Origin of the sequence: Enterococcus haemoperoxidus ATCC BAA-382 (assembly GCF_000407165.1) — a bacterium.
Classification (GTDB): Bacteria; Bacillota; Bacilli; order Lactobacillales; family Enterococcaceae; genus Enterococcus_L; species Enterococcus_L haemoperoxidus.
The window spans coordinates 820,143-837,497 of the sequence record NZ_KE136480.1; the positions used below are offsets into that span (position 1 = coordinate 820,143).

Annotated in this window: 17 protein-coding genes; 15 read left to right on the forward strand and 2 right to left on the reverse strand. The window is 33.9% G+C overall.

The genetic code is table 11. The features are described 5' to 3' along the window. The first annotated feature begins 152 nt into the window (after positions 1-152). Together I583_RS14420 and I583_RS14425 are read left to right on the forward strand one after the other, a co-directional pair. On the forward strand, positions 153-863 hold the full coding sequence (locus I583_RS14420) for a GNAT family N-acetyltransferase (protein WP_010762156.1): 711 nt from the start codon (positions 153-155) through the stop codon (positions 861-863). A 37-nt stretch (positions 864-900) separates the two neighbouring features. Further along, positions 901-2,292, forward strand: coding sequence for a M24 family metallopeptidase (locus tag I583_RS14425; RefSeq protein WP_010762157.1), 1,392 nt, complete (start codon positions 901-903; stop codon positions 2,290-2,292). Between the two features lie 71 nt (positions 2,293-2,363). On the opposite strand, the gene I583_RS14430 is transcribed toward I583_RS14425, so the two are convergent. Beyond that, positions 2,364-3,329, reverse strand: a complete 966-nt coding sequence (locus tag I583_RS14430) for a 1-phosphofructokinase family hexose kinase (protein WP_010762158.1) — start codon at positions 3,327-3,329, stop codon at positions 2,364-2,366. A 65-nt stretch (positions 3,330-3,394) separates the two neighbouring features. Then, positions 3,395-4,153, reverse strand: coding sequence for a DeoR/GlpR family DNA-binding transcription regulator (locus I583_RS14435; protein WP_010762159.1), 759 nt, complete (start codon positions 4,151-4,153; stop codon positions 3,395-3,397). Positions 4,154-4,351: 198 nt separating this feature from the next. On the opposite strand from I583_RS14435, the gene I583_RS14440 reads away from it, so the two are divergent. From I583_RS14440 to I583_RS14500, 13 genes are all read left to right on the forward strand, one after another. Continuing rightward, complete coding sequence (locus I583_RS14440; RefSeq protein WP_010762160.1) at positions 4,352-4,822, forward strand: PTS sugar transporter subunit IIA; 471 nt, start codon at positions 4,352-4,354, stop codon at positions 4,820-4,822. Next, complete coding sequence (locus I583_RS14445; protein ID WP_010762161.1) at positions 4,815-5,117, forward strand: PTS sugar transporter subunit IIB; 303 nt, start codon at positions 4,815-4,817, stop codon at positions 5,115-5,117. Before I583_RS14440 ends, I583_RS14445 begins: the two co-directional genes overlap by 8 nt. 96 nt (positions 5,118-5,213) lie before the next feature. Beyond that, positions 5,214-6,569, forward strand: a complete 1,356-nt coding sequence (locus I583_RS14450; protein ID WP_010762162.1) for a PTS galactitol transporter subunit IIC — start codon at positions 5,214-5,216, stop codon at positions 6,567-6,569. 26 nt (positions 6,570-6,595) lie between these two features. Next, entirely contained in the window at positions 6,596-6,856 is a 261-nt protein-coding gene (locus tag I583_RS14455) for a hypothetical protein (RefSeq protein ID WP_010762163.1), read from the forward strand. A gap of 6 nt (positions 6,857-6,862) precedes the next feature. Continuing rightward, positions 6,863-7,621 carry a class II aldolase/adducin family protein gene (locus tag I583_RS14460; protein ID WP_010762164.1) on the forward strand — a complete coding sequence of 253 codons (759 nt, stop codon included), beginning with the start codon at positions 6,863-6,865 and terminating at the stop codon, positions 7,619-7,621. 235 nt (positions 7,622-7,856) lie between these two features. Further along, positions 7,857-8,573: a 16S rRNA (guanine(527)-N(7))-methyltransferase RsmG gene (gene rsmG, locus I583_RS14465; RefSeq protein ID WP_010762165.1), complete on the forward strand. Its 717-nt coding sequence runs from the start codon at positions 7,857-7,859 to the stop codon at positions 8,571-8,573. A 15-nt stretch (positions 8,574-8,588) separates the two neighbouring features. Next, positions 8,589-9,350 carry a ParA family protein gene (locus I583_RS14470; RefSeq protein ID WP_010762166.1) on the forward strand — a complete coding sequence of 254 codons (762 nt, stop codon included), beginning with the start codon at positions 8,589-8,591 and terminating at the stop codon, positions 9,348-9,350. Beyond that, positions 9,343-10,236, forward strand: coding sequence for a ParB/RepB/Spo0J family partition protein (locus tag I583_RS14475; protein WP_010762167.1), 894 nt, complete (start codon positions 9,343-9,345; stop codon positions 10,234-10,236). Before I583_RS14470 ends, I583_RS14475 begins: the two co-directional genes overlap by 8 nt. A 1,021-nt stretch (positions 10,237-11,257) precedes the next feature. Further along, entirely contained in the window at positions 11,258-12,085 is an 828-nt protein-coding gene (locus I583_RS14480; protein ID WP_010762168.1) for a helix-turn-helix domain-containing protein, read from the forward strand. Between the two features lie 33 nt (positions 12,086-12,118). Then, complete coding sequence (locus I583_RS14485; protein WP_010762169.1) at positions 12,119-12,907, forward strand: coiled-coil domain-containing protein; 789 nt, start codon at positions 12,119-12,121, stop codon at positions 12,905-12,907. Positions 12,908-12,924: 17 nt separating this feature from the next. Next, positions 12,925-14,049: a hypothetical protein gene (locus I583_RS14490; RefSeq protein WP_010762170.1), complete on the forward strand. Its 1,125-nt coding sequence runs from the start codon at positions 12,925-12,927 to the stop codon at positions 14,047-14,049. Positions 14,050-14,362: 313 nt separating this feature from the next. Then, on the forward strand, positions 14,363-15,541 hold the full coding sequence (locus tag I583_RS14495; RefSeq protein ID WP_010762171.1) for a WxLIP family cell surface protein: 1,179 nt from the start codon (positions 14,363-14,365) through the stop codon (positions 15,539-15,541). A gap of 367 nt (positions 15,542-15,908) precedes the next feature. Continuing rightward, entirely contained in the window at positions 15,909-17,105 is a 1,197-nt protein-coding gene (locus I583_RS14500; protein WP_010762172.1) for a hypothetical protein, read from the forward strand. The last annotated feature ends 250 nt before the right edge of the window (positions 17,106-17,355 follow it).

Sequence of the window (17,355 nt, forward strand, 5' to 3'; positions counted from 1 at the left end):
AGTTTAGTTAAAGGACTGACTATTAAATTTTCGCGTTCTGATCATACTTCTTTGAAATAAACATGGGAAAGAAGTTAGAACTGCGGAAACCTATATGTATAATTAGTTGTCTTTTTTTGATACACTAAAGGTAGTAATGGGGGGAAAATAAAATGAAAATAGGGACACAATACAATTCATACAACCAACCAATCAGTTACCCAGTAAACAACTGGTCTACAAGAGATTATCCAACAAAAACAATCCTCGAAGGAACCTATTGTCGATTAGAAAAAATAGATCCAAGCAGACATTTAGAAGACTTATACAATAATGTCTATGGACCAGAAACCAATCCCAAGAACTGGACATACATTCCAATAGTATCATTTGAAAATAAGCAGGATTTTTCAGTATATCTTACATCGATCAGCCATTTACAAGATCCATTTCATTATGCAATTATTGATAAAGCCAGCAAAAAAGCTGTAGGTACTTTGGCTTTGATGCGGATAAATAGAGAACAGGGAACAGTTGAAGTTGGTTTTGTGATTTATTCTGATCAGTTAAAGAAAACCAGAATAGCGACAGAAGCGCAGTACCTTTTGGCTTGTTATGCATTAGATGAGTTAGGTTATCGACGTTATGAATGGAAGTGTGATGCGTTAAATGAACCTTCCCGAAAAGCTGCGTTGCGTTTAGGATTTACTTTTGAAGGGGTTTTTCGGAACGCTATAGTTTATAAAGGGCGCAATCGTGATACTGCGTGGTTTTCTATCATTGAAAGTGAGTGGCCCAAAATAAAGTCTAAATTGGAATCATGGTTGTCTATCTCAAACTTTACTGCAGACGGAGAGCAAAAAAAATCACTGAATGAATGTTGAGCATAAAAATTAGCTTACTTGAAGGGAAAGTAATGAAATGAATAATTCGGAAATTCAATTAACAAACATTTGTAAACCAACGATCTTTATGGATGTGGCTCCAACTTTTTTAACAGATGAAACTATGGATGAGAGAAAGCAAAAAGTATTGGACAATATGAAATTAGAAGGGTTTGATGCACTAGTACTTTATGCAGATAAAGAGCATGGTGGAAATTTTGAGTATTTAACAGGTTTTATTCCACGCTTTGAAGAAGGATTGCTTATTTTAGATGTCAATGGTGATTGTACATTGATTTTGGGAAATGAAAACTTAAAAATGGCAAAAGTTGCTCGAATCGAAAATCAATTAATCCATTCTCCGTTGTTTTCATTACCAAATCAACCGATGGATAATGAAGCAAGACTGGAAGATATTTTTGAAACAATCAATTTATCTAAAAAAAGTAAAATCGGGGTCGTTGGCTGGAAAATGTTTACAACAAATGAATCAGACAACGATACTTATTTTGATCTTCCTTATTTTATTATTCAAGCACTATTAACAAGTAAAGATGAGCAAGCGGTGCTTAAAAATGCTGCGCACCTATTTATTCGAGGAGATAAAGGTGCACGCACGACGAATAATTCAAATGAGATCGCACATTATGAATATGGTGCTAATTTATCATCTAGTTGCATTTTGAATGCAATGGATGCCGTTGAAATCGGTGTAACTGAGGCTGTACTAGGTAATGAATTGACTGCTGAAGGTCAAACCAATACCGTTGTAACGATTGCCGCAACTGGACAGCGTTTTGAATATGGTAATGTGTATCCGACGCATAAACAAGTGAAATTAGGCGATCCATTATCTTTAACGACTGCATTCAAAGGTGGTCTATCTAGCCGTACAGGTTTTGTGATAGAAAATGAGACACAACTTCCAGTAAATCAGCATGATTACTTAGAGAGAGTCGCGAAACCATACTATCAAGCTGTTGTAACATGGCTGGAAACGATAAAAATTGGCATGGCTGGAAAGGAACTTTATCAAGCAATCGAGACTGTTTTTCCTAAAGCAGAGTATCATTGGCATTTAAATCCTGGACATTTAGTATCAGACGAAGAATGGATGTCTTCCCCAATCTACGCTGAGTCAGAAGAGAGATTAAAGAGTGGTATGATTTTACAAATCGATATTATTCCATCTGTAACGGGCTATACAGGAGTAAGTGCCGAGGAGTGTGTGGCTTTGGCTGATACGAATTTACAAAAAGAAATCAAAGAGAATTATCCAGAGCTATGGCAACGAATAACCATAAGAAAAAATTATATCAAAGAAGTATTGAATATTGATCTAAGTGAAGATATTATTCCATTGTCTAACACAGTTGGGTATTTACGACCGTTTTATTTGGCGAAAGACCAAGCATTTCGTCGTGTTTAATCATTATTAAAAATAAGGAACTACTCTTCAGATAGGAGAGTGGTTCCTTATTTTATTTTAAACATGTATTGTTACACGTGAAACATTTGTTCTGTTTCTTGTAAAATGATGTTATCTTTCAAAGCTGCCACCGTTTCAACGGATACATATCCTACAGCTTTTTCAAGGGCATTACTTATTCCACAAGCCATCCCATAACGCAATGTTTCTTCTATAGAAAGACCTAGATCTAAAGCAAATGCAATACCGCCAACTGTTGCGTCCCCGGATCCCGTTGGATTGATGATGTCGAGTGTAGGTATGATAACATCAAAGATCCGCTCGTTATATTTAGCCACTGCACCATCTCCACCACAAGAAACTAAAATAAACGGAATACCCTTCAACAATGGATGATTTAGATGTTCGATCACGTCATTTTTACCATGGATAGGAATATCCAATAACTCTGAAAACTCATGGATATTTGGTTTGATAAAATAAGGCTTGATTGTACCTTTAAGGACATGTTGCAGTTGTTTTCCAGAAAGGTCAGTTAATACTTTTATTTCCGATCCAAGTTGATGATTTAGTTGGTACAAATAATTCTGGTACAGTCGCTCATTTTTGGTGTTTGCAGATCCACATAACGCAATAATCGGTAGTTCTTTTTGCTGAGATGAAAAATCAATCACAGTCGCTACAATTTTTTGAGCTGTTTCTTCTGTTATTTCAGGACCTAACTCTACAATTTCAGTTTGGTTTTTCTCTTGGTCCATAACCGTGACCGCATTTCTAGATTCACCATTGATTGAGAGGAAGGCGGTTTTAAATGGTTCTTGATCAAGTGCGGTTTGAATCGATTTTCCATTTGTTCCAGCCAAAACCCCCATTGCTATTACGTCTGCACCTAAAATTGCAGCAGTTCTTCCTGCATTGATGCCTTTTCCACCCACAGCTTTGACAGGGTTACTACAACGGTTCATTTCTCCTAAAACAAATGTCTCTGTAAAATAGATAGAATCCATTGATGGATTAAGTGTTACTGTTAAAATCATGGTTATTTCCTCTCTTTCAGATCCCTAGTTAATCTGGGTTCCTGAAAAGAGTAGATCAAACCCAGTTAACTTTTTTTGTTTAATAAATTGCCATAAGATTGATAAAAATTGAATGTTTGCTCGTCGATTTTATCATCGGTGATCACATAGTCTAAATCTGAAAGCTTATAAAAAGTATAGACATCGCTAACATTGAATTTTGTGCTGTCTGCTACAACAATTTTTTTCTTAGCGTTTTTAAAAGCAGCGCGCTGAACGCCACCTTCTAAATAATTTGAGGTCGTTACGTTATTGTTGTAAATACCATTCGTTGCAGCAAAGGCAATATCGATATTGATCGTTTCGAATGTTTGCTCCGCGTGCTCTCCAATAAATTCTTCTGTGATCGGTGTAAAATCCCCCCCCGTTAACAAGATCCGATAGTCAGTGTGCTCAATAATATAGTTGAACGCCAACAAACTATTTGTAACGATCATTAAATTTTGTTTTTTGATAAAAGGCAGTGCATATAGAATGGTCGTTCCTGCACCAACAAAAACAACTTGGTGATCTTGGATCAAAGAGTTCATGATTTTTCCAATATATTCTTTTTGCTCGATATGTAGATTGATTTTTTCATGAGTGGCTAGCTCTTTGTCTTTTCGATCAATTTTTTGTGCACCACCATATAAACGAACGAGTTGATTAGAATCGCTTAGTTCATTAATATCTCTACGAATCGTCATTTCAGAAACTTGTAGTTCTTTTGCTATATCGGACACAGTCATAAACGTACTTTTTTCCAATAATTCTAAAATATGTGCATGTCGCTCTCTTTTTAGCATAAAAGTTCTCCTTTTTGTTCGAAAATGTTCATCTCTTATATTTTATACGTAAAACGAACAAAAAACAATCGAAAGAAAGCGTTGACAAACCTTTGTACAAGATGTATTCTTTTTGTATAAACAAAGTTTAACATACATTCACAAAGTTGAACACAAAAAGTTTAAATATTTAAAAGGGATAGAGGAGGAAGTAAAGTGATGAAGGAGATGTTCCAACCGGACTTAATCGATTTAGATGTAGAAGTTCGTAACGAAGAAGAATTATTTGAACTGGTTGCAAAGCGGTTGCAAGCGGCTGGTTATGTGAAAAATGGATATTTGGAAGGGATTAAGTCTAGGGAAAAAAATTTTCCAACAGGATTGATCACTGAATATCTTAATATTGCATTACCTCATTCTGATACGGAATATATTGAAAGGCCTTTCATATATGTCGCTAGAACAACAAAGCCAATCAAGGTCAAACAAATGGGGGACAATCAAGAAATGGAGGTGAGAGATTTGTTTTTCTTAGGAATCAAAGAACCCTCAAAACAAGTAGGCTTATTGCAGGAATTAATGGTCTTATTCCAAAATGAAGCATTTGTGTCAACGTTAAATGCGACAACAGAAAATGAAGAGTTATTCAACTTATTTATGAAACAATGGGAGGAAGTTAAAAATGGCTAGAAAATTAATTGTAGCATGTGGTAGTGGTGTAGCAACAAGTACTACGGTAGCAGAAAAAATCAAAAGTAAATTTGATACAGATCATATTGATTACCCAGTAGAAGCTGTCGACTATAAGTCGATTTTACAAGAGTTACCAACTGCTAGTATTTATGTTTATATTGCTAAACCCGATGATGAAGTATTGCAAGAAGCTGAAAATTTAGGGGTTACTGTATATGCAGGGGTTCCATTTTTGACTGGCATGGGTGTTGACGAAATTTATGAAGGAATCGTTAACGATACGAGAAAATAAAAACGGGAGCTCAGATTATGACGAATCCGAACTCCACTTAAATAATAATACAAACTAATCATACCAAAAAAACAAATAGATAGGTAGGTAAAAGAGATGGGAATTTTTCAATCTGTGATTGATTATATATTAAATCTTGGTTCAGCAATTTTTGTTCCTTTGATTATCCTGATTATTGGCGTAATAGCTCGTATGCCATTGAAAAAAGCCTTTATGTCGGCGATTACGCTAGGGGTTGCATTTACTGGAATGAGTATGGTAATCGGGTTTATGTCTGATGCGGTCAGTCCAGCATCTGTTGCGATGGCTAAAAATACAGGAATCAGTTTACCAGCACTTGATTTAGGTTGGACAGGTGCAGCGAGTATTACCTGGTCTTGGTCTTATGCATTTGTTTTTTTCGCGGTCGTTTTAGGTGTTAATTTTATTATGCTGTTATTGAACTTAACGAAAACACTGAACGTTGATATGTGGAATGTCTGGGGCAAAGCGTTGACTGCTTATTTAGTTTATTTTATCAGTGGATCGCTCGTTGCTGGTTTTATCGCAGCAGTTGTTCAAGTGGTTTTAGAGTTGAAAATGGGAGATATGTTCCAACGCCATATTCAGGATTTAACAGGTATTCCGTTGGTAACTGTAACACATTTAATGAACATTTCTGCGGTATTGATGTTGCCAGTTAATATTGTGATGGATAAAATTCCATTCTTTAATAAAAAGGCAGATACATCAGCATTAAAAGCGAAAATCGGAATTTTTTCAGAAAATAGTGTGATGGGATTTATTATTGGTATGCTACTTGGTTTCGGCGCGGCATATGGTATTTCTGGTTCGCTGAACTTAGGGATTCAAGTTGCTACAGCAATGGCCTTGTTTCCAATGATTAGTAAGATGTTTATGCAATCACTCTCTCCTTTGGCTGATGCGATGTCAGAGATGATGAAAAAACGGTTTAAGGATCGTGAAGTCTATATAGGATTAGATTGGCCAATTTTAGCTGGACGCTCTGAAATCTGGGTGACGGCGATCATCTTAGTCCCGGTGTTCATTGGATATGCTATGATTTTACCGGGCAATCAAGTATTGCCACTTGCTGGAATTATCAACTATTCGATTGCAGTTGGAGGACTGTTACTGACTGGCGGAAACTTATATCGCATGATTACGTTAGGGATTATCTATACGCCGCTTTATTTGTATGGCGCAACGTATCTTGCACCAGTCTTAACTGGTTTAGCCAAAAAAACTGGCGCAGTCGATTTAAAGGGCGGAAGTATTACTTGGTCATCCATTGAAGGTCCAGAATTTAGAATTTTATTTGCTGAAGCAGCTAATTTGAATAGTATGGCAATTGTTGGATTCATTATCTTTATCGCAATGTTTGTCTGGTTATATAAGTATATGGCAAAAGAGCCTGTTCCAAGTGCACGTTATGATGAAGTGGAAAATTGATTAAAGCCTTGAAAGGACTGGATAAAATGAACCAAAAAGGAAAATGGATGACGCTACTATTTTTAGATAGTTTCCTTTTTATATTGGCGCTATCGATCAATATCGTCCCATTGTATTTACTAGTCATGCTCCTTTCTCTTTTCATTTATAAAAACGGAAATGCAGTGCTTTTTAAAGAAAACGATGACAGAAAAAAACAAAAATATGAAGAGTATAAAGTAGTGCAAAATGCGGCCAAAGAAGCGATCCAAACAGGTAAATTATTAAAAAAGAAGAAGGAGCTGTAATAAATCATGGCAGATGGAAGAATTTTATTTGAACGTGAAAGAGAAGATATGGCGAAAATTGTACAACTGATTTTTGAGCGTAAAAACACTAACGTTGCAGGAGGGAATTTTTCATTCAAAACAACGGATGAAAAGGGGAAGGAATATATTATCATGACTCCTACCATGATGTCACAAGCATATCTAGGGCATGTTTCGCCTTCGCAGATTTTAGTGGTAGAACCTCATACGAGGAACGTTATTGCAGGAGAAGGCGGCTTGACCAGGGAGATCAATATGCATGAAGCTGTCTATGATGCCAATCCCTTAATCAAGTCTGTATTGCATGCCCATGCGCCAAACAGTATGTTTTGGGCGACTAGCGGTTTGGATATGCCCAATTTAACAGAAGCAACTCAGAAAGTAGAATATATAGAAGTGCTGGAATTTGAACCGAATTGTTCGGAAGAACTAGCAGAAATTGTCAGTAATCACATTAAAACGATGGAGAGAAAAACATTACCGCATGAATTCTTATTAGACAGTCACGGTGTATTGATCACAACAGGTGGAGAAACGGGAATGGAAGCAATCCATTCAGCTTTAGCAATTTTGGATACGGTGGAATGGAATGCAGAAATTGCCTATAAGCAAACTATTTTCCAAAAATTAGGTATCTTAGATGGATATTATTCTAAAGGAGTTAAAATTGGTACAATCGATGATCTGATCAACCGAGAACCAATCTACAATCAAAAAATTAAAATGACGGCTGGCGGAGACTAAATAATGTATAAAATGAAGCAGCTAGTTTAAGACTCTTTTTGGGTTTTAAACTAGCTGTTTTTCTTTTTACTACAAGAAATAAGAGAGGGATTTTTTTCAACAATACTATAGAAAGAAACATTTTATTACAACTGCTATAAATCTTACTAAAAACATTGCAAGAAATCTCTATTTGCGTTAAAGTAAGAAAAGACAACTGTGAAACATTTTCTGTTTCACGCAAGGAAGGAAACATATGACACCAGAAGAATTTAAACAACTATTAAGCCAAAAAGAGATCCATTTATCGGATCATCAAATGGAACAATTTGCCCGTTATTTTGAATTGCTCGTTGAGTGGAATGAAAAAATGAACCTAACTGCGATCACAGAAAAAAAAGAGGTGTACCTAAAACATTTCTATGATTCTATTTCGTTGGCATTCTTTGAAGATTTTTCAACCAATAAATCAATTTGTGATGTAGGTGCAGGAGCTGGATTCCCTAGTATTCCGTTAAAAATCGTTTTTCCAACATTGCAAGTAACGATCGTTGATTCTTTAAATAAACGAATCACGTTTTTAACTGAATTAGTCAATGAGTTGAAGTTGGAAGATGTTTCTTTACATCATGATCGTGCGGAAACGTTTGGTCAAAAAGAAGAGTTTCGTGCTGTATTTGATTACGTTACAGCTCGTGCAGTTGCTCGTTTAAATGTTTTGAGCGAGTTATGTCTACCTTTAGTAAAGAAAGATGGATTTTTCTTAGCTTTAAAAGCTGCCAAAAGTGAAGAAGAAATTATTGAAGCTAAACCGGCAATTGCTATTTTAGGTGGTAAATTTCAAAAAGAAGTTTCATTTGAATTACCAATCACAGAAGACGAGCGACATATCGTTGTGATTCAAAAAAAGAAGGAAACACCTAAAAAATACCCGAGAAAACCTGGATTACCAAATAAACAGCCAATCAAATAAGATGGAGGGACACAAATGGCACGAATAATTTCTGTAGCGAATCAAAAAGGTGGCGTTGGTAAGACAACGACTACTGTGAATCTAGGTGCTTGCCTTGCCTATTACGGCAAAAAAGTGTTGCTGATCGATATTGATGCACAAGGAAACGCAACAAGTGGTATCGGCGTACGTAAACCAGATGTTGCAACAGATGTTTATGATGTATTAGTAAATGAAGAACCAATCAAAAATGTGATTCAACAAACTTCTAGAGAGAATTTAGATATTGTTCCAGCGACGATCCAGCTTGCTGGAGCAGAAATTGAATTGACTTCGATGATGGCCAGAGAATCTCGCTTAAAAGCTGCTATAGAAGAAATAAATGATATCTATGATTTTGTTTTGATTGATTGTCCACCTTCATTAGGACACTTAACGATCAATGCCTTTACAGCGAGTGATTCGATCTTGATTCCCGTACAATGCGAATACTATGCTTTGGAAGGCTTGAGCCAATTATTAAATACTATTCGTTTAGTTCAAAAGCATTTTAATCCTGAATTACGTATCGAAGGAGTCTTGCTAACGATGTACGATGCCCGCACGAATTTAGGTGCTGAAGTCGTAGAAGAAGTTCGCAAATATTTCCGTGAGAAAGTGTATGATACGATCATTCCTAGAAACGTTCGTTTGTCTGAAGCGCCAAGTCATGGTTTGTCGATTATTGATTATGATCCCCGTTCACGTGGTGCCGAAGTGTACCAAGCACTAGCAAAGGAAGTGTTGGATAATGAGTAAAGGAAAAGGTTTAGGTAGAGGTATTGATGCATTGTTTCAAGATTTTGCTAGTTTGGAAGATGTAGATGTTCAAAAAGAAGAAGTACTTGAAATTCCTTTAAATGAACTTCGTCCGAATCCATATCAGCCAAGAAAAACATTTGATGAGGCATCACTTCAAGAATTGGCAAACTCGATTCAACAATCAGGTGTTTTTCAACCGATCATCGTTAGAAAATCGGCTGTCAAAGGCTACGAAATCATTGCAGGTGAAAGACGTTTTCGTGCTTCAAAATTAGCAGATAAAGAAACGATTCCAGCGATTGTCCGTGAATTTGATGAAGAAGCAATGATGCAGGTCGCAGTTTTAGAAAATCTACAGCGGGAAGATTTGAATCCGCTGGAAGAAGCTGAAGCTTATGACATGTTGATGAAAAATTTGAAGCTAACACAAGTAGAAGTTGCAGAACGTCTAGGCAAAAGCCGCCCATACATTGCCAACTACTTACGTTTACTAACATTGCCAACTCAAGTTAAAGAAATGGTGCAAGGCGAAATCTTATCAATGGGGCAAGCAAGAACATTACTTGGTTTAAAAGATAAAGACTTGATTTTAACATTGGCTAAACGAGTGGTAGAAGAGAATTTAACTGTTCGTCAGTTAGAACAAATCGTGAATGACTTCAATGAAAACCAAGGAAAAAAAGCACCGAAGAAAGAAAAGAAAGCAATCAAAGATAAGCCATATTATATTCGTGAAAGCGAAGATCGCTTAATGGATAAATTCGGTACGACTGTTGCAATCCAAGAAAAAGAAGGCAAAGGGAAAATTGAGATTGAGTACCTTTCACAATCAGATTTAGCTAGAATTTTAGATATTTTAGAGATTCATTTTGATGAAGCATAATTCATTCGATAAAAAAAGAGTAGGCTCCAAAACTAAACATTAGTTTTGGAGCCTACTCTTTTTTTATCGTTGAACTACAGGTAGTAATAAAGAAAATGTTATTTACCTAAATTTGTTTTTTATAAAAATGATATATGTATAAATTAAATCTATTTTTCTTATTCTTATATAAAATAAGAAAAATCTATAATTGTTTAAATTAAACTATCTGAATAGTGTTAAATAGATACTTATTGTTAAATACCTATACATCAAGTATACAATAAATAATTTGGACATGTCAATGAGTAATAAGCAAAGTATAATATATTAATTTATGTATATTACAGCGTACGAGAGAAAGTATATTAGATATTTAAAAATAAAATGTTGATAAACAGCTATATTATTATATAAATTTTATATCGAAATACAATAGCTTTACTGTGGTTAATAATAAATAGTAATTTGGACTATATTTACTTATTCTTATACGCCGTCAAATGAACCGTCAAATAAATCACGTTAGATATATACGCAACAACGAACGATTCGTTAATATAGTCTCCAAGTGTATCTGTATCCTGAGTTAAAAATCTAAGTCTGTCTCTTTAAAAGTGTAACTAAATTAAAATAATTCTATTTTTACTCTTAACACACCTGCTATTTTTAGCTAAAAAGACTTCAACAAAATACTTGATGTGATCATACTTTTGTTAAAGCTCGTCGAAAAGAGCAACCGCTTTGATTCATTTATTTTGCTAAAATCATCTTTTTTTTGAATATTAAATTATGTATTTAAGTTTGATTCACCGTCATCTAACCGTCACTACTTTATTTAGAATGCTAATAAACAAACATTTTAAGTTCATTTTTCTTATTTTATATAAGAATAGGAAATTCCTATTATCTAATATTTACAGTTTTATGTAGTACATGTTTTAAAAAATATGTATCACTGACATCTATTTCAAAGGAATTTTATCGAATATAAATGGTTGGAATTACTATGTATAAAAAATTAAGAGGAGGATTTTCTATTATGAGGAAAAAAATAATTATATTGACCGACACATTAAGTGCAAATGGATTATTGCAAAATAGTTTGTTGAATATGGATTACGAAATAATGGTTTCAAAAGATATCTTAACTCAGCCGAAAGACAAAGAGTTTTATTTTCTGCAAAATTTTGATCTTATTATTTATCAACAATCAATGTACAGTGGATTGAAAGAATCGTTTTTAGATAATTTAGCATTACTGAATAAGCCGATCGTTGTTTTAACGTTTGAGGCAGAACAGGTCAACAAGTCTAAGTATTCGAACAATGGAAATGTGAGTTTTGTTCGCTATCCAATATCTGTCACTGATTTAGCAAGTAAATTAGCGTCTATTTTTGAGGAATCAGTGAATAGTCAAGGTAACGGTGGCCAAGAAAGAGCGATGAATTCTTCTATAAACAATGAAGGAGCTTCTCAAAATCCATTATCCCATTCAAACATAGCTAAAGTAAAAAAACAATATTCATTTCAATTAAAAGATCGTACATTAATCATTGACAATTGGTTGATTCCATTAACTAAAAAAGAACATCAGGTATTGGAACATTTTATTGAATCTGACCAACGAGTGTTTTCAAGTCAAGCATTATGTGAAGCAATTTGGACAAATGCCAAGCAAAAAAATAAACAAGCACTGTTGAGTAATCTGATTAATCGTATCAAACAAAAGATAATGGATAAAACGTCAATTTTTGAACCATTTATTTTAAATAAAAAAGGCATAGGTTACTATCTGAATCAAGAGTTTGTGGAATTAGATGAACAAAATAATGAAAAAACAAGAGAACTACTGGTAGGTAGCGTATAACTAAAAGGAAAAATCAGAAAGGGAGCGGGAAATTTGGCAATATTTAACAAAAAAAACAAAAAAAAAAAGAACTATGATGATGATTACGAGGAGTACTATGATGAGTATGATGAATACGACGAGTACGATGAATATGATGACGATGAATTCGAAGAAGAGGAGTATGAGCCCCCTAAAAAAAGCCGCCCAGAAACTTCAACTAAAAGAGAGCGTTCGGAAAACATTATGAGAAAACAAGAGAACGAATTACAACAAGAACAAGCAGCTGTAATTGAACATTTGAATAATGAAAATCAACAATTTCAAAAAGAAATGCAACGTCAAAAAACAATGGCTGAACGATTGAAGGCAGAAGTTGAGAATAAGCAACAAGAAATTGATCAACTGACCATGCGTTTGACAAGCTCTTCTAAGTCAAAAGAAAGAATTATTTCGCTCGAAGAGCAAGTGCGGAATTTAGAAGAACTGAGAGTTCAGTTAGACGAGCAGTTACTAGAAGAGCGCAATAAGAGCGCAGAGACTGAAAAGCAACTACGCCAACAAGACTTAATGAAAAATCAAATTGCAGAAGTTTTGATGGAAGCTAAAGAAAAAGCGCAGCAAATTATTGAACGTGCGACGATTGAAGCAGATCGTACAGTAGAAGCTGCCAGACATGAAACTAAAAAAGCAGTTTCAGAAGCCTCAATTGAGTTAAAAATGATCAATCAGGAAGCGGCAAATTATCATACACGTATACTTCGTTTGCAAAGTGAAACAAGTGTGTTAATGGAAGATTTATTGAGTAAATCTAGCCGACTAGCTGATCAGTCATTGGATTAAGGAAAGGGGATTAAGAAGTGGTTTATCAAAATATCATGGTTGACATCTATCAAGCCGCTTCTCCAGCTGTAGGTGAACGTCTTTTTGATGACGATATGTTGCGGGATATCTGTTATATATGCGAAGAGATTTTTCAAAAAAAAAATAAACAAATCCCTTATCCTCAAAAAGAAGTAGAAGAATATTTTGAAGAATTTCATACCATAATTTCTTTTTTTAAACATGTGGAGATTACCTTAGATTTTGTAGATCTTGATTGGTCTGCTTTATTGGATGAATTGATTCATACCTTTCCCCAAATCGCTTGGATAGGTGGTTCTAAAGAGAAAGAAGATAATCGAGTTGTTTACTATATAGATTTTGTTCCTATTGCTTATAGAGATACTGGATTTCCTTTCATGGTCAATTTACTGCAGTCATTAGATCAGCAGTTACTGGGTGATAGTGATGATTTGTTAGAATCGTTCATTTACGAGATCGAAAGGCTGGTAGCTAAGTTTATCAAACCATTTAAGGCAGCGACTTCTGCTCCAATAGAAAAAACTGAGGTTGTAGAATATAGTGATGATAATGAAAATTATTTACTGAAAATGGAAGAAGCTGTCAGTAGAGAAAGATATGCAAAAGAAAGAATGCGGCTTGCAAATAAAAAATTAGAAGTTGTAATCGATCAAATGGAAAGGCAAAATCTATCTCGGGCCATGAAGGAACTGAGTAAAACCAGCGATGATGACAATGAGAACTGGGATCATATACTAAAAGTTGATTTGAGAGAATATTCTCAACTACTACAAAAGGCTAAGTTTTTAGAGCAATCTTGGCTAATGAATAAAGAGTTAGTTACAAAATCAGAAAAGATGACGATTTCTGATAATCAATTGACTTATGAAAGAGAACAAGTAAGAAGCTTTAAAGATGCAGTTTCTACAAACGAAATTTATTTGATTTTAGATGAGTGTAAGTTAATTGAATCAAGAGTAAAGATTAAGAAAAAATCTTGGTTTCGTCAGCCCCATGTCCGAATCATGAAAATGGATTATGACAGTATACTGAATAAAGCAGCTTATTTTGATCTTATACAAGGAGAAAATTATTTACTTGAACAGATTGTGTTAAGCGAGGAGTCAATCGAGGTCGATTGAAATAGCTCTTTGCTTGAAAAATAAAAAGGATTGGGAATAGTCGGCTTTTCCCGTCCGCTATTACATAATGATTGAACTGCTTACAAGCGATATCGAAAATAGAACATTGTTAAAGTGGCAAAATAATCAATGATATAAGGAAAATAACTACCTGTATATTAAAAAGAAAATCAATTGAAGTACTGGGAAAAGAGAGCAATAGTTTGAAAATACTCATTTTTAGCTATTGTTCATTTGGTTTTCAAAGTTACTATACTTGATTCTTTTTTTAATATATACATATGATTTTACTATGCAAGGAGTTTAAAATTCAATGATTAATAAACGAAAACTATTGCACCAGGTTATTGTAATGATAGGATTTTTTCTTTTATCACTGATACTGATCGTTGGTAAATCGGAAATTGCTTGGGCTATTTCAGTAAATCCAATTTTACCGAAGAACCAGCATAATTCTGAAGCAACCTATTACGATCTGAGAGTGACACCAGATCAGGAACAAGATTTAGAATTGGAATTAGTCAATACTTCTGATAAAGAAAAAAAAGTTACTCTACAAATCAATGATGCTACAACAAATGACAGTGGAGATATAGATTATTCTGATCGATCAAAAATCGTCCCAAGAGAAAAAAGTCTAAAAGTCTCTTTAAAAGACATTGCTACGGCTGAGTCAGAGCTAATTATTCCAGCTAAAAAAACAGTAAAAACAATGATTCATTTAAAAATGCCTAAGAATCAGTTTGATGGAATGATATTAGGTGGAATCAAAGTTGTTTCATCAGAAAAAAATAACGAAGCACGCGATTCTAAAAGTAAAGATAAGCAGCATAAAAAGACATATATCGTAGCGGTAAAACTAACCGAAACAGACGCACCTGTTGCAGCAAAATTGAACTTATTGGATGTTGGTTTTTCAAAAGAGTCGAAAAAAAATATTATCAAAGCAGTTATTCAAAATGAACAAGCAGTTAACTTAGAAGATATTGAATTTGTAGGCAAAGCATACAAAGAAAACTCAGATGAAATATATTCTCAAACGAAAGTAACTGGCTATCGGATGGCACCTAATTCGAGCTTTACTTTTATACTTGATGGGGAGCAACAGGGATTTCTAGCCGGAAAATATCACATTGCGTTGACAGCTAAATCTAAAGCAACAAATCAGGAATGGAAATGGGATAAAGAGCTTGAAATCATAGAAGCTGAAGATAAAAAAGTAGGAACGTCTACGATTAAATCAACTAAAGAACATATAATGTTTTACACAATTATTTGCATGATTACATTTGTATTTTTGTTAATACTCCTTTTGTTTTTACTGATTTCAAGAAAGCGTAAAGAAAAGCGCTATGAAGAAGCATTGCATTACAGAAAGCAAAAACGCGACCGAGACAGTAAAAATACGCAACGAAACAGAAAACGTAAGAGAAACAAAATTGAAGGAGCAAAGAAAAAACGTCCTACAGATCAGAATCACTTAGAAAAATAAAATGACAGCAAACACATAGAGGGGATTTTCCCTTTTTTTAGAAATAGAAGAAAGGTTATGGAACTATCCACAATCTTGTAAATTGATTCGTAATTCTAAACAGAATTGTGCATAAAGTGGATTTTATAAGATTTTCGTTCTCTGACTTAAAAAATTTAAGTGTAGAGAAATTTGATAAGATCCTCGTATTAGAAAAGAATTCGGAGCTCTATTAAAAATATTTGCATAGAAAAGTTAGTGTGTTTCCTATCTACTAAAAATATGTACAGTTGGTCATTACGGTTTTTGATAATAAAGTTTATTGATCGGTATTTTTAAATCACAGAAAGTGAATTTATAGTATAGAGATTTTAGGAGTTGGAGAATTATGAATGAAGTAGAACAAAATTCTCAAAAACAGGGAAAAAGAATAATTAAAAAATATATACTCCATCAAAAAGTTAATCCAAGACTTTTAGGTGTAGAGTTGCTCAACAAACACTTAGCTACACCGCATGAAGCATACTTATCATGTAAATTGATTTTTAAAAAAGATGTTCAATCATTGATGGAACTAGAAGAAATTGCAAAAAAGATATATGAGACATGGACTGAAAAAAATAATGAATTACTTATAAAAAAAATCAATATTTTTACGTCGGCTGCGTATATTGTATTAACGTTCACCATAGGTTTTTATGAAGAAGCTCAGGTAAAGCATTTACGTAAATTAAAAGAGCATGCCAAAGAATTGATTGAATCATATGATACCTTAATCAAGCAAGAGAAAGAAGCTGAGTATAAACGAAAAGAAAAAGAGATCTATGAAGTGTTTGACCAGCTAACTAAGAAGATGGATGGTTTAGAAGAGAGACTTACAAAAAATGAAACAATTGTTTTAGATTCTGGTGAGTTACTGAAAACAGAGCTTACAAAAGTCAGCCAAACGATTAAAGAACAAATGGGTCAAGCTGAACAAAGCATAAAAGAAGTTTCAAGTGATTCCCCAAAAAAAGAACTAGGAACTACGAAAATAAAGCAAAAAAAAAGCGTGAGGAAAGAACAATCGCACATACGTAAGTACACTCTTGATCGATCAAAACAACTAAAATCAACTTTAAAAATAAAGAATTGGACATCAAACTATTTTCCCTTAAAAAATATAAATAGAAGAGAACCGATTAAAAAAAATGATTTTAAAGAATATGTTTCTAACCTTGAGTTGGAAGTGCTAACGTGTTTTACAGAAAACAAAGAATTAAAAAAAAAACGCATGGTACCAATAAAGCAATTCTTGATCTTAAAAGCGAAAGTAGAATTTATAGATTATTTATGGATGTTATTGGAACTTGAAGGAAGAGAAGAAATTATTATTGCTGGCAAGTTAAGCTGTAGAAAGCTGATTAAAGAATTAGGTCAGTTTATGGAAACTGTCGAAAAGGTTGCTGTTGGTCCTACAATTTTTAATTATTGGGTGTTTTGCTCACAAGAAATACTGATTAAAATGGAAGGCTATGCTGCACTAAAAGATTTTTTGAGCAGTTCTTTAAGATTAAGCAATAGTACTTTAGTAAAGGAAGCATGATAATCGACGGACTGAATTGAAAAAGGGGTGGTGTACTAGAGACTAGAACAGTTTCAGATGTACGAGACCTCTTTCTTTTTCTCTTTTATATTATACAAATAGTATTTCTATAACAAAAAAAGTGACATTATACTTCCAAAAATTTTCTTTTTTTCTGGAAAATTTGAAACTAAGTAAAAAAAATAATAATGCATAATTGGTTAAGAAAAGTAAACGTATTGTATGATCATAGTTGGTTTTGATTGGAAGT

Coding starts and splice junctions, on each gene's coding strand:
- I583_RS14425 (WP_010762157.1), top strand. CDS start 901: ATGAATAATTCGGAAATTCAATTAACAAACATTTGTAAACCAACGATC.
- I583_RS14420 (WP_010762156.1), top strand. CDS start 153: ATGAAAATAGGGACACAATACAATTCATACAACCAACCAATCAGTTAC.
- I583_RS14445 (WP_010762161.1), top strand. CDS start 4,815: ATGGCTAGAAAATTAATTGTAGCATGTGGTAGTGGTGTAGCAACAAGT.
- I583_RS14455 (WP_010762163.1), top strand. CDS start 6,596: ATGAACCAAAAAGGAAAATGGATGACGCTACTATTTTTAGATAGTTTC.
- I583_RS14440 (WP_010762160.1), top strand. CDS start 4,352: ATGAAGGAGATGTTCCAACCGGACTTAATCGATTTAGATGTAGAAGTT.
- I583_RS14500 (WP_010762172.1), top strand. CDS start 15,909: ATGAATGAAGTAGAACAAAATTCTCAAAAACAGGGAAAAAGAATAATT.
- I583_RS14450 (WP_010762162.1), top strand. CDS start 5,214: ATGGGAATTTTTCAATCTGTGATTGATTATATATTAAATCTTGGTTCA.
- I583_RS14495 (WP_010762171.1), top strand. CDS start 14,363: ATGATTAATAAACGAAAACTATTGCACCAGGTTATTGTAATGATAGGA.
- I583_RS14460 (WP_010762164.1), top strand. CDS start 6,863: ATGGCAGATGGAAGAATTTTATTTGAACGTGAAAGAGAAGATATGGCG.
- I583_RS14480 (WP_010762168.1), top strand. CDS start 11,258: ATGAGGAAAAAAATAATTATATTGACCGACACATTAAGTGCAAATGGA.
- I583_RS14475 (WP_010762167.1), top strand. CDS start 9,343: ATGAGTAAAGGAAAAGGTTTAGGTAGAGGTATTGATGCATTGTTTCAA.
- rsmG (WP_010762165.1), top strand. CDS start 7,857: ATGACACCAGAAGAATTTAAACAACTATTAAGCCAAAAAGAGATCCAT.
- I583_RS14430 (WP_010762158.1), bottom strand. CDS start 3,329: ATGATTTTAACAGTAACACTTAATCCATCAATGGATTCTATCTATTTT.
- I583_RS14470 (WP_010762166.1), top strand. CDS start 8,589: ATGGCACGAATAATTTCTGTAGCGAATCAAAAAGGTGGCGTTGGTAAG.
- I583_RS14435 (WP_010762159.1), bottom strand. CDS start 4,153: ATGCTAAAAAGAGAGCGACATGCACATATTTTAGAATTATTGGAAAAA.